Origin of the sequence: Bacteroides sp. D20, assembly GCF_003436255.1 — a bacterium.
In the GTDB taxonomy this organism is placed as follows: domain Bacteria; phylum Bacteroidota; class Bacteroidia; order Bacteroidales; family Bacteroidaceae; genus Bacteroides; species Bacteroides uniformis.
Map to the genome: position 1 here is coordinate 128,134 of NZ_QSOO01000004.1, position 11,739 is coordinate 139,872.

14 protein-coding genes are annotated in these 11,739 nt (G+C 37.3%); all 14 read right to left on the reverse strand.

Going from position 1 to position 11,739, the window contains the following annotated elements; all coding sequences use genetic code 11:
• Positions 1-2 precede the first annotated feature (2 nt).
• The 14 genes from DXD78_RS05515 to DXD78_RS05580 all read right to left on the reverse strand — a co-directional run bounded on the left by DXD78_RS05515 (position 3) and on the right by DXD78_RS05580 (position 11,506).
• The gene (locus DXD78_RS05515) at positions 3-968 is read right to left on the reverse strand and encodes a transketolase family protein (protein WP_009038242.1); all 966 of its coding nucleotides are present in this window, start codon (positions 966-968) and stop codon (positions 3-5) included.
• Positions 955-1,779, reverse strand: a complete 825-nt coding sequence (locus DXD78_RS05520; RefSeq protein WP_117652563.1) for a 1-deoxy-D-xylulose-5-phosphate synthase N-terminal domain-containing protein — start codon at positions 1,777-1,779, stop codon at positions 955-957. Before DXD78_RS05520 ends, DXD78_RS05515 begins: the two co-directional genes overlap by 14 nt.
• Before the next feature lie 3 nt (positions 1,780-1,782).
• The gene (locus DXD78_RS05525) at positions 1,783-2,526 is read right to left on the reverse strand and encodes an SDR family NAD(P)-dependent oxidoreductase (protein WP_117652564.1); all 744 of its coding nucleotides are present in this window, start codon (positions 2,524-2,526) and stop codon (positions 1,783-1,785) included.
• A 2-nt stretch (positions 2,527-2,528) separates the two neighbouring features.
• The gene (locus tag DXD78_RS05530; protein WP_117652565.1) at positions 2,529-3,587 is read right to left on the reverse strand and encodes a 3-oxoacyl-ACP synthase III family protein; all 1,059 of its coding nucleotides are present in this window, start codon (positions 3,585-3,587) and stop codon (positions 2,529-2,531) included.
• A gap of 18 nt (positions 3,588-3,605) precedes the next feature.
• Positions 3,606-4,349 carry an SDR family NAD(P)-dependent oxidoreductase gene (locus DXD78_RS05535; protein WP_117652566.1) on the reverse strand — a complete coding sequence of 248 codons (744 nt, stop codon included), beginning with the start codon at positions 4,347-4,349 and terminating at the stop codon, positions 3,606-3,608.
• A 1-nt stretch (position 4,350) separates the two neighbouring features.
• Positions 4,351-4,584: an acyl carrier protein gene (locus DXD78_RS05540; protein ID WP_117652567.1), complete on the reverse strand. Its 234-nt coding sequence runs from the start codon at positions 4,582-4,584 to the stop codon at positions 4,351-4,353.
• A 17-nt stretch (positions 4,585-4,601) separates the two neighbouring features.
• Positions 4,602-5,243 (reverse strand): serine acetyltransferase, encoded by a 642-nt coding sequence (locus tag DXD78_RS05545; protein ID WP_117652568.1) that lies wholly within the window; start codon positions 5,241-5,243, stop codon positions 4,602-4,604.
• 10 nt (positions 5,244-5,253) lie between these two features.
• Positions 5,254-5,862 (reverse strand): sugar transferase, encoded by a 609-nt coding sequence (locus DXD78_RS05550; RefSeq protein WP_117652569.1) that lies wholly within the window; start codon positions 5,860-5,862, stop codon positions 5,254-5,256.
• A 133-nt stretch (positions 5,863-5,995) separates the two neighbouring features.
• Entirely contained in the window at positions 5,996-6,145 is a 150-nt protein-coding gene (locus DXD78_RS21265; RefSeq protein WP_227741035.1) for a putative toxin-antitoxin system toxin component, PIN family, read from the reverse strand.
• Positions 6,146-6,321: 176 nt separating this feature from the next.
• Positions 6,322-7,479, reverse strand: coding sequence for a glycosyltransferase family 4 protein (locus tag DXD78_RS05560; protein ID WP_117652607.1), 1,158 nt, complete (start codon positions 7,477-7,479; stop codon positions 6,322-6,324).
• A 29-nt stretch (positions 7,480-7,508) separates the two neighbouring features.
• Positions 7,509-7,685: a DapH/DapD/GlmU-related protein gene (locus tag DXD78_RS21460; protein WP_317126636.1), complete on the reverse strand. Its 177-nt coding sequence runs from the start codon at positions 7,683-7,685 to the stop codon at positions 7,509-7,511.
• Between the two features lie 312 nt (positions 7,686-7,997).
• Positions 7,998-9,173, reverse strand: a complete 1,176-nt coding sequence (locus DXD78_RS05570; RefSeq protein ID WP_117652570.1) for a glycosyltransferase — start codon at positions 9,171-9,173, stop codon at positions 7,998-8,000.
• Between the two features lie 12 nt (positions 9,174-9,185).
• Positions 9,186-10,268, reverse strand: coding sequence for a glycosyltransferase (locus tag DXD78_RS05575; RefSeq protein ID WP_117652571.1), 1,083 nt, complete (start codon positions 10,266-10,268; stop codon positions 9,186-9,188).
• A gap of 8 nt (positions 10,269-10,276) precedes the next feature.
• Positions 10,277-11,506 (reverse strand): EpsG family protein, encoded by a 1,230-nt coding sequence (locus DXD78_RS05580; protein WP_117652608.1) that lies wholly within the window; start codon positions 11,504-11,506, stop codon positions 10,277-10,279.
• Positions 11,507-11,739 lie beyond the last annotated feature (233 nt).

Genomic DNA, 11,739 nt, shown 5'->3' on the forward strand with positions numbered 1-11,739 from the left:
ATCTATCTATTTATAAATGACATAATCCGTTCTACGACTTTATCAGTTGATAATCCGTTCTGTTCCATCATATAAGGATAGTCACCCACTATGGAAAAACTATCCGAAGCTCCTATTTTCAGCAATTTAGGATGTGAGTTATATTGTGATAAGTAATCTGCCAAGGAGTCGCCCATACCTCCAACCATACGGTGTTCTTCAAGAGAAACAATGAAAGGCGCATTAAAATCTATAACTTCAATATCCAGAGGTTTGACAGTATGCATATCGACAACAGAAGCAGAAACTCCTTTCCCTGCTAAAATTTCAGCTACCTGCATAGCCATATACACCATACTTCCGGTAGCTATGATCTGCAAATCCTTCCCCTTTCGCAGAGTGACAGACTTGCCCACTTTGAAATCAAAATCCTCGTGATAGACAATAGGAGTTGCAGTTCCCCCATACAAGCGAATATATACGGGGCTTTCCAACTGTACTGCAGCTTCAAGAGCCTTCATTGCCTCCAATGCATCACAAGGAGCTATCACCGTCATACCGGGAATTGTTTTCATCAATGAAATATCCTCCAACGCATAGTGGGTATTTCCCATTAGTGTCAACGAAAATCCGGAACCAATCCCCACAAGAACTTGTGCCGAATGCATATACCCCAAGAATTGGCGGACTTGTTCAAAGCAACGCATTGAAACAAAACAAGCCTGGGCTACTGATATTGTTTTATATCCTTCATCCGTCAATCCAGCTGCCACTCCAATCATGTTTTGCTCAGCAATTCCTAAGTTGAAAAACTTGTCTGGATACAAGGATTTAAATTTATCAAGTCCGGCAGGTGTTGACATATCAGCCGAGAGAACAATCACATTATCCTTTTTCCGAGCCACATCGGGCAATGTAATACCAAACATACTTCCACCTTGTCCTAAAGCTGAATAAATCTTAGGATTAATCTTACTATTTCCCATCATACATTGCTTTTATATCTTCTACAGCTTTTTCATATTTCTTCAATGACAACACGCAATGATGCGCCATCTTATTATTCATCAGAAATGAAATGCCATTCGCTTTTACTGTATCTGCGATAATCACCCTTGATACATCAGATGGCTTATTCAAAACGCATAGCAACTCCTCTATAGAATGCCCATTTACGACCTCCACTTCCAAACCAAACGACTTGAACTTTTCTTCCAAAGAGTATTGGTTCATGATTTCTTTGGTAGGACCATCTAGTTGATAGCCATTTCTATCTACAATGATTATAAGATTATTCAGTTTGAAATTTGCAATAGACATCAATGACTCCCATACGATTCCCTCGTCACACTCTCCATCACCCAATAGCACATAGACTTTATTACTCTGGTACTTTTTCTGCATAGCCAAAGCTACTCCTACAGCATAAGATAGCCCCAAGCCAAGACTACCTCCCGAAAATTCTATTCCATAAGTTAAATTCCGATGTGGGTGTCCATGAAAAGAGGTACCATTCTTATCAAATGTGGATAAATCTTTCTCACACAGCAGGCCTTTCTTCCACAAGGCCGTATAGTAGGCCAAAACGCAATGTGCCTTACTAATGATTATCCGGTCCCTTTTCTCGTCAAATGTATCATCCACATAAGCTACCGAATAGAGCGCTGCAAATATTTCCATGGCAGAGAAAGCTCCACCTATATGAGAACCGTTACTGCCCGTACTTAAAGCCATTTCAAGAGCCTTAAGTTTCATATCATAACAATCTTTTTCCAGGCTAATTATTTTATTTTCAATCATATTCTATACCCCCCCCGTAATTTTTATAACTTCACCGTCAATATATGACGAATCATCACTGGCAAGAAATGAAACGACTTTAGCCACTTCCTCCACAGTACCCAATCTTTTCAATGATGTATCATTAACCAGTTGCCCCATCACCTTGCTATCAACAGAGGTGCTCATATCCGTATCAAGATACCCCGGTGCTACAGCATTCACTCGAATCTTGGCTGAAGCAAGTTCTTTTGCCCAACAAGTAGTCATACTTATAAGGGCTGCTTTACTGGCTCCATATACAGTGTTACCCACAGTCGGTTTCAAGGCTGCAATAGATGCCACATTGATTATAGATGCCGATTTTGAGCGCAACATCAATTTCACAATTCCTTGTGTAATCTGCAGGGGAGCAAAATAATTCACTTGCATCACCCTATGAGCATCTTCCATCTTCAATCGGAGTAACCCATCCGTATTCAATATACCGGCATTATTCACAAGTATATCTATGACAATTTTTAAAGAGTATATTTCTTTTAAAGCAATCCGTATGGCATCCTCATCAGACAAGTCAAAATAGATAGGATATATCTGTATTCCATATTCTGATTGGCATTGCCTATAGAAAGCATCCTGCTCAGCTGTCTGTTTACGAGTGCAAGCTATAATATTGGCTCCACCGACAACCAGCTCTTGCATTATTGCCTTGCCTATACCTCGATTACAACCCGTAATGAGGGCAGTACGTCCTTCAAGTCTTTTCATAATTAATCCAATTCAATCAGAGGCAGGCATATAATATGGTCTAGTTTAATATAAGCACTCCCCCAAGACAAACCTGAACCAAAACCACAAATTACAACATCAGCATCTTCTAAAGATAATTTTTCACCTATACCAACAACCATTGTAATAGGTATAGAAGCACTGCTTGTATTCCCATATTGCATCAAAGAGAAAGGTATTTTGTCAGCTGGTACTTTCAACTTCTTACCTATTTTATCATCCATATATTTGTTAGCTTGATGTAAAATCAGATAATCAATATCATCCAATGAGAAATCATAATATTCCGTAAGAGATTTAATACTGGCTGGAGGTTCCTTGATGGAAAATCCAAATACATTCATACCATCAAGAACGGATTGAGTACGGTTACGAATAATCCCGGGTTCCACTTCAATCATTCTCATAGACTCTTCTGTTATCGGATGGCGCATACCACCATCAAGATTAATAATTGCATCACCTCTTGAGCCATCTGTTGCAAAATGGAATAACATAGGGCTTGCTCCTTCATTAAACTCTAAAGCGGTAGCTGTACCTCCATCACCATGCAAAGGCCATATGGTCTTATCTAATGGTGATTGCAATTGAGAAGTTGTTTCTCCTACCAATAACAACCCCTTCTTTATTCCGCCATTCTGCATAAGCCCTGCAATGACAGACAAACCGTAAACATATCCGGAACATGCTAAAGGTACATCTATCGCGTAACACTCTTTAGACAATCCAAGTTTGTCCTGGAGGAGTGCAGAAGTATGGGGAGTAAGATAATCACGAGACAATGACACATATATCAATGCCCCAATATCCTGCTTATTCCATTGAAGCCTTTCTATCAATTGCTCTGCTGCTTCATAACACAAATCCGAACAGCACATGCCTTTTGGGACCATCCTGGAGCGCTCAATATGCGTTAATGCTATCACCTTATCTGCCTCGCCAGGAGAAAAAAAACTCAAGTCTTTTATTTCTTTGACTATTTTTGGAACAGCAGCAGCAACCCCTGCAAACTTTACATTAGAAAATGATAAAAATGCCATATCTCAATTTATAAGTAATTACAATGAATATCCACCATCTATTTTTAAACTTGTTCCCGTAACCCATGATGAAGCATCTGATAATAAATAAATAATCCCCCATGCCACATCATTGGGTAATCCATAACGTTTAAGTGGATAATTGCTAATATCTTTTTGTTTTTGTTCCTCTGTAAAACTATCAATATCATTAATAGGAGTATCTACCATTCCTGGATTTACACTGTTTACTCTTATCCCCTTTACAGCTAATTCTATGGCCGCATTCTTCATGAAACCATCTATTGCACTTTTAGTCATGGAATACATTGCATTACCAATATCTACCGAATAAACACCAGAAATAGAGGAAGTAAAAACCATAGATGAACCACGTTTCATCTTTTTCTTTTTTATGAGAAATTGTGTCAGATAAATAGGTGCCAAAGCATTAGTATTCAAAATATGCTGCAATTCTTCACGCTTAATAAAAGCAATAGGTTGTTTACCACCAATACCTGCATTATTCACACAACCATGTATTTCAGGCAATTCTTTGACAAACATTTCTAATGCATCAACATCTGTCAGATCAAGAATTCTCATTATATGCCCCTCTCCTTCCAGTTGAGAAAATGTCTCTTCTAATCGTTCTTTATTTCTTCCCACTAAAATAAGTTTTGCCCCCAAACGAGAGCACTCTACTGCAGTGGCTTTTCCTATGCCCGAAGAAGCTCCTGTCACCAAAATTGTCTTGCCAGATAAAGAATAAGGATTGTACATATCAAGCTCTTTTTAATGCTACTCGATTATATAAATCTTCTATAGTTCTTGAAGCTAAAATATCGTCCCCTTTCAACTGTACATCATATTCTTCATCTGCCATCGCCATTACCGATAAAGCAATCAATGATGACCACTCGTCCAACTCTTTAAATACAGTCTCAGCAGTAAACACAATCTTTTCAGTTTCATCAAACTGTTCTGCAAAATGCTCTATAAAATCATTTAAGTCCATGATTAATTATTTTATTATTAATATTTAATTAAAGCAGCAGGATTACCCATATATGTTGAATTGTCTTTCGTAGAACGAATTATAACACTTCCGGCACCTACCACAGTATTATTTCCAACCTTCTTTTTCTGCAACACAATGGAAGAAACACCGAAATAGTTTTCATTACCAATTGTAGTCTCGCCAGAAACACGTACTCCTGGCATAAAAGAATTATAATTACCTATTACAGCATCATGTCCAACTATAACATCTCCGTTGAAAGCGTTGAAATCACCAATTGTTACATGGCAACTTATATGGCAATCCCAAGAAAAAATATTTCCCTTACCTATCTGCATATTTTTAGAATCAGCAAATCTTAAATTGGGAGCATAAATATTGGGAAATATAATATTGTCATTGTATATCCCTGAAACGATGGAAGCTACTCCATGAGGGTTACCAATGGCTATTATCACATTAAGTTGCCGAGAATAAGCATTTAGATAATCCATTCCACCTAAAACCCGACCATATTCGTTTTCATCGCCAACACTTTTTGCATCATCTATGAAACCTACAAAATTCCAAACCTGTTTTTTTTTATTTATAGCACAAAGCAAACAAGCTATTTCACGCCCAAAACCGCCTGCACCATAAATTACTACATCTTTCATATTCTTAATTTCAATTATTTCCAGTGAAGGCTTCCATCGTTACTGAAGTATTTGAACTAATATCCTTACGCAAAAGCACTTTCCTCATTGTTAAAAATATTATCTTCAAATCAAGTAAAAATGAACAATGGTCCACATACCAAACATCTAATTCAAACTTTTTCATCCAACTGATTGCATTGCGCCCATTCACTTGTGCCCAGCCAGTAATCCCCGGACGTACTTCATGCCGACGGGCCTGCTCTTTACTATATAAAGGAAGATATTGGGGGAGTAAGGGACGAGGGCCTATCAAAGCCATATCCCCTTTCAAGACATTAATCAACTGTGGTAACTCATCAATACTTGTAGAACGAATGAACCTACCCACTTTAGTCAAACGCTGTACGTCCGGTAACAGATTCCCTTCTGCATCCCACTCATCCGTCATGGTCTTAAACTTTATAATACGGAATATTTTGCCATGTTTTCCTGGGCGTTCCTGAGTAAAAAAGACTCCAGCACCTTGATTGGCAAAATGCAACCAAAGGGCAACAAGAAACAGTATCGGCCAAATCAAAGCCAACACACAAAACACAAGGATGAAGTCAATCACCCTCTTAAAAAAATGAGAGTACATGATTTAATGGTTATACACTAAGAAGAAATCGTATCTATATATTTTAAAGAATTATTCTCTGACAACAAGATGATAATAATCTTCAGAATCTTCATGTACAAAAAAGGAATAGCCCGATGAAGAAGCCAATACATCAAACTCCATTACGGTTATTATTTGAAACAACAAGTTCAACCTTTTCATCAGACAAGAAATCCAAAAGACCAGCCAATTTTTTGCCAATCAAAAAACTAATCCAAAGATTTGTATCAATAATGATTCTCGTTTTGCAGTCGCTTTTCATAATTTTCTTGTCTTACCGTTTCTACTTCAGAATCAATATCTTCTTACAAAATCTCATTTGTTTTCAAGACATCCAACAACCGATTCAATTTGATGCCTCTCACCTCAGCAGCAAGTGCACGATTCAATTCCAATTTATCTTCATCAGATATTAGTTATTGGAATATTAAAACAAAATCAGACATTATTGTCCAAAAAGCGGTACTCTTCCAATAGTGCTTCCCAAACTTTATGCTGCTCATAACGCTCTATAATCATCGGACGGGCGCGTTTTGCCATTTCTTTTACTTCTGCATTTCGATGCTCATACATCCATTTCATAGCCTTATACAAGGCTTCTTCATCACGTGGCGGAATTATCCTTCCATTCACACCGTCTTGGATTATTTCGTTGCAACCATTTATATCCGTGGTTATACATGGAACACCTAATGCACCGGCCTCCATGAGCACCATTCCAAATCCTTCCCTATACGATGGCAAAACAAACACATCAGAAGCACACATAAATGGTCTGACATCCTTTTGAATTCCCCAAAAATGAATTTTAGAATTCGAATGTATGTCTTCCTTAGTAGTTTTATCTACCGGGTTATCATTATCCTCAAACTGGCCAATCAACATCAAATTTATATCATTGTATATAGCAGACAATCTATTAAAAGCTAATACCAGTTCGTTTATCCCTTTATCTTTCACAATGCGCCCAACAAAACAGAAAACAAATCTATCAACAGAATTTGCAATAGAAGAAAGTGCCTCCAAAGAAACCATCTTCCTGTCAAACCTATCAGTATCAATACCATTGGCACTCCCATTCCAAATAACTTTCAATTTTGATGCTTTAGAAATGCCGTCTTCCATTAATGTTGCTTTTACCCCATTACTCACACAAAGAACCTCTGTGGCACAATAGCATGAGACACGCTCCATTGTTTTCAACAAAGTTCTCATCAAACCGCCATATCCCTGATACCTGAGTCCATGACACATATAAATTCTTACAGGCACACTTGTCAGTTTAGCTGCTATCATCGACAAAAAACTTCCTTTAGGGGTATTTCCATGTACAATATCAGGCTTCTTTTTGCTGAAGAAAAACAAGAACCTTATGAGACTTTTAAAGTCATTCAAAAGTGAAATCGGCCTCTCCATTGGGATATGATAAGTATCAATTCCCTCTCCCTCACCAAAGTGCTCAAGATTTTTTTTATCAGACGAGATAGCAACTACCTCAAAATCATTGCTCAAATATGCCAATTGCCCTTTAAAGAAGTTTAATGATGCAGGTACAGTAGTCACTATATAAAACTTCTTTCTATTATTCTTTTTCATCTGAACTATCTTTCCATTCCAATGCTCCATCATTTCAAAATGATTCTCGGTTTCGGCAATACCACAGTTGCATTATCGGGTACATCTTCCACCACTACCGCATTCGCACCCACTTTAACATTATTACCTATTGAAACACCGGGCAATATCTTCGCACCAGCTCCTATCAATACATTGTTTAGTATTTTTACCCCCCCCCTGTGCAATTGTAACTTGTTGATATATAATACTATTTGCTCCTATGCGAACATCGTGTCCCACTATAATCCCCTTTGGTCCATGAGGAAGGTGGGGAGGAGTTGCAAAATAAGCTCCGGAATTTAAGTTAGTTCCAAAAGAACAATTGTGATAAGCATCTGTACGTTTGATGTAATATAAATAATATAGTTTTAGTAAAAGGTAAGTTTTATCATTGGGATTAATTACGATATCTCGCCGTTTCCAATATTTTTCGTGATTATAGTGTTGAATCCATGACAAAAGCACACGTCCAAGTTTATGTTGAAAAGAAAAAGGCTTCATTTTACGATAGAAATAAGGTATTGATAAAACGATTCTCTCTTTTGTTGAAGAATAGAATCATAATATTTTTTGGCAAATTCATAGTTTCTACTTGCTTGCTTGTCTATCGCCTCTATATGGTTCAACAAGAACTCAATTTTATCGGTTAAAGCCTGCGAATCATCAACCGGAATCAACACTTGTTCATCCAACAATTCAGGAATCCCCCCCACTTGGGTACCAATACAAGGCAATCCCATAGCCATTGCTTCAATTAAGGCACGTGGCAATCCCTCAGTACGTGAAACTAACAGAAAAAGATCAGTATTCCTCAATGTTTCATCCACCTCATCCCGGCTTACATTTCCCTTAAAAATCACATCATTGGAAATATGTAATGTTGATGCCAATTTCCGCATTGCCTCTTTATGCTTACCTTCCCCCAACCATGTCAACTTACAATTCACCCCTCTGGTCTTTAACAATGCCAACGCCTGCAAAACCACATCAGGCGCCTTATACATTTGTTCCAAAGAACCTACCGACAACAGATTGTACTCCTTCTTTTTATACAATTTTTTTCCTGAAGACGGTAAATTACAAGAGCAAATCTGTACATTTGATGCTGAAATGCTAAAGACTGAATTACTTATCGGATAACGCTTTTGCAACTGATATTCTGTAACATAAAGAGCAGCATTTGCTTGAGCAACAGTCTGTTTCAAATCATGCGTCCCCCTATAACGAAAATACACACGAAGTGGATGTCTAACAGCCCCAGGAGCAAATACGTCCCATGGGTCTCCTACCACTTCCACCCCATAAGGCATCCCATTTTTTTTCAAATGCCTTGCCATAAGTGTCCCTATTTCCCCTGGAACCCGACAAATATAAACACATCCAGACATTAAATTCGCTGCAACTATCTTATTTAGCTTTCTACGTACTTTCAAATATTGTATAGGTCCGACATAATACGGCAAATCTATAAACGAAACTCGTTCATTCGATGCCAAATACTTATCGTTTATCGGATAATCATCATCAAGAAGCACACGCGCCATTACGTACACATGGCCGAACTTACGCAAATAACGTTCCCATAAACTATTAGTAAGCCCCCCATCAATACTGTACACTACCCCTGAAGACCTACGCACAAAACGTGCTTCTGTACAAAAAACCAAGTCCATAGATAATTAAGATTATAACTCTCTTCTAAATTTAGCGAACAATTCATCCGCATCAAAATGCTGTTGCGCCCACTCTTTACACATATATTCCGCTCCGTCACTCTCCCCTTTATAGATTCGTTCTATCACTTTCACAGCCCTTTCACTGTCACAAGGAGGAAGAAGCAATGAACGAATTGCAGGAGGAACCGATTCTTTTATCGGAGCTATATCAGAAGCAACAAAAGGCAACCCTGTAGCCATAGCTTCAATCAGAGCATTGGGCTGCCCTTCTGTCAGCGATGGGAAATAATATAAATCAAATAATGGAAGAATCCGAAGAACATCATCCCTATAACCAAGCAGATGAATTTGTTTATTCAACCCCATCTGCTGAACCATCATTTCGTATTTCTCTTTCACTCCTTTACCCACCAATACAAAATGAATATCTTTATACTTATGGCAAAGTTCAGAAGCAACCTTCAAAATGGTATCATGATTTTTTGCCTCATTACAGCGTCCTGTATGCCCTACAACAAAAGCATCAGAAGGCAAACCAAATTCTTGGCGTAACCGTTTCTTTTCCAGTTTTGACAACTTTTTCATGTCCATTCCATTATAGATAACATCAAATCTATCTGACGTCCTGTCACGTTTAGGAAAGAAAAAATCAAGTGCTGCTACTGAATTTGAAAGTATCTTGGTAGCAAAGACTGATACCAGTTTTCTCATACAAGCATTATAGAGTAACCGAATACGTGTCTCCCTAAAATGATTTGTAGAACCACGATAAAATGCGATTCTCTTTTTTACCCTCGCGAACCAAGCTACTAAAAGAGGTAGTCCTGCAAAATTCCCGGTAAAATCGCAAACCGTATCGACCTGCTCCCTTTTCAGCAATTTATAATATCTATAATACCGAACACCACCAAAATATGAAAAATACATAGGGATAACTCTTACCATCTGAGTATATTGGGGATAAAGTTCTCCCAAACCACCCGATTTGCAAATCACAATAGCTTCATGTTCTTGAAAATATTCCAAATATCTAAGTAGATATGTTTCAATACCACCTTGCTCTAAAGAGGTTATAAGAAAGAGAGTTTTCATCTTAATTATTAAATGGAATATCCTTCAGGATTAGTTTTTATACTTAGCAATTCTATTATATTTGATGTAAACAAAGAAAAATTCAATGTTCTATACTCCCTCCCAAGAATGAAAGAGAAAGGTCCTGATATGCAGACTATAAGACACAAACAAATCAACAACCTTTTTAAATACCACTTGAAGGCAAATGTATAAAGCGCATAAACAACATACAGTACGATTAATAGTTTGAACATCATCAAATTGCGAGAGAGAATATATGAAGATGATGAAAAAAAAAGATAAGAGAAAAACAAGATGAAAAAATTATGAAATCTTTCAAAAAAACTCCCTTTTTCAATCTTTCTATTCACAGAATAAGCAATTATCGGATAGAAGAAAAGCAATCCTAAAATAATAAAAAAACGAAGAACAGAACCAGAATACAATGCTGAATCCACTTCACCCTGAAATAGATAAGCATCTATTTTTTCAGCAATCCCGGCACCCATTCCTCCCATAGAAGAACAGATATTCATCAACCAAGCCATCAATGGAGTAAAATAAAAGAAAGCAGACATCAAACATAATGCTATAATCCAAAGTATCTTCTTCTTCACCATACAAGCACAAATGTATAATGCAACGATGGGATATAATGAAAAATGCAACAAGCAAGGTATTATCAACAATAATCCACGTTTTAGCATAGACATTTCAGATATCGTTATGATATATAAGAATATCATAATCGCATTCCCTTGTCTCATACCCGAAAACTCATATACAGGAATTAAAGCCAAGAACATGATCAGCAAAAGGAAGAATATCTTCGAAGACCTCATAGGCAGAGCGTTACACCAATTTCGTATAACTCCAATCATAAAACCATAATAAATAGATGCTCCTATGAATCCTACGATTTGATGCGTATCAATATACTTTCCTAATATCCAATATAGCAAGTCTAAAAAGAAGTCCGGTTTTTCCGATAGAGATTCATAAAAGATAAAATCCTCCAAAGAAACAGCTTGTTTCATTCTATCAAACATCACATAATGCCGGGTGATGTCCATTGTAGAAAAGGGCAAGCAGGTATAACCTAAAAGCCCCAAAAACAAAACTATAACTATGGTTGCGAATAACCTATCTCTTTGCTTAGACAGTAAACAAACGGCTAAACAAAATGCCAGAAATGGATTCATCAAGAAAAGAAACACCAAAAAGCCCCTCTTACCTAATAGTTCTCTACTTATCATAAATTGCATAGCTATAGACCATCAAAGAAATACAAGCCTTAGCCAACCAGCCATCTTCCCACTTGTGACTTACGTAACAAGAATGTCAGTAAAATAGAAAGAAGCAAAGCTACAAGGAATCCCCCCAAGGTAACCAATATGTTCCCAACAATTCCGGCATAGGCAACTTGTAATAAAAAAGCTTCAAAATAAATTGTTGAAACAAATAAATGCCCATACACAATACATTTAAC

Excerpts from the sequence above, each read along its gene's own strand:
- DXD78_RS05515 (WP_009038242.1), bottom strand. The coding sequence starts at position 968 with ATGATGGGAAATAGTAAGATTAATCCTAAGATTTATTCAGCTTTAGGA.
- DXD78_RS05520 (WP_117652563.1), bottom strand. The coding sequence starts at position 1,779 with ATGATTGAAAATAAAATAATTAGCCTGGAAAAAGATTGTTATGATATG.
- DXD78_RS05525 (WP_117652564.1), bottom strand. The coding sequence starts at position 2,526 with ATGAAAAGACTTGAAGGACGTACTGCCCTCATTACGGGTTGTAATCGA.
- DXD78_RS05530 (WP_117652565.1), bottom strand. The coding sequence starts at position 3,587 with ATGGCATTTTTATCATTTTCTAATGTAAAGTTTGCAGGGGTTGCTGCT.
- DXD78_RS05535 (WP_117652566.1), bottom strand. The coding sequence starts at position 4,349 with ATGTACAATCCTTATTCTTTATCTGGCAAGACAATTTTGGTGACAGGA.
- DXD78_RS05540 (WP_117652567.1), bottom strand. The coding sequence starts at position 4,584 with ATGGACTTAAATGATTTTATAGAGCATTTTGCAGAACAGTTTGATGAA.
- DXD78_RS05545 (WP_117652568.1), bottom strand. The coding sequence starts at position 5,243 with ATGAAAGATGTAGTAATTTATGGTGCAGGCGGTTTTGGGCGTGAAATA.
- DXD78_RS05550 (WP_117652569.1), bottom strand. The coding sequence starts at position 5,862 with ATGTACTCTCATTTTTTTAAGAGGGTGATTGACTTCATCCTTGTGTTT.
- DXD78_RS21265 (WP_227741035.1), bottom strand. The coding sequence starts at position 6,145 with ATGAAAAGCGACTGCAAAACGAGAATCATTATTGATACAAATCTTTGG.
- DXD78_RS05560 (WP_117652607.1), bottom strand. The coding sequence starts at position 7,479 with ATGAAAAAGAATAATAGAAAGAAGTTTTATATAGTGACTACTGTACCT.
- DXD78_RS05570 (WP_117652570.1), bottom strand. The coding sequence starts at position 9,173 with ATGGACTTGGTTTTTTGTACAGAAGCACGTTTTGTGCGTAGGTCTTCA.
- DXD78_RS05575 (WP_117652571.1), bottom strand. The coding sequence starts at position 10,268 with ATGAAAACTCTCTTTCTTATAACCTCTTTAGAGCAAGGTGGTATTGAA.
- DXD78_RS05580 (WP_117652608.1), bottom strand. The coding sequence starts at position 11,506 with ATGATAAGTAGAGAACTATTAGGTAAGAGGGGCTTTTTGGTGTTTCTT.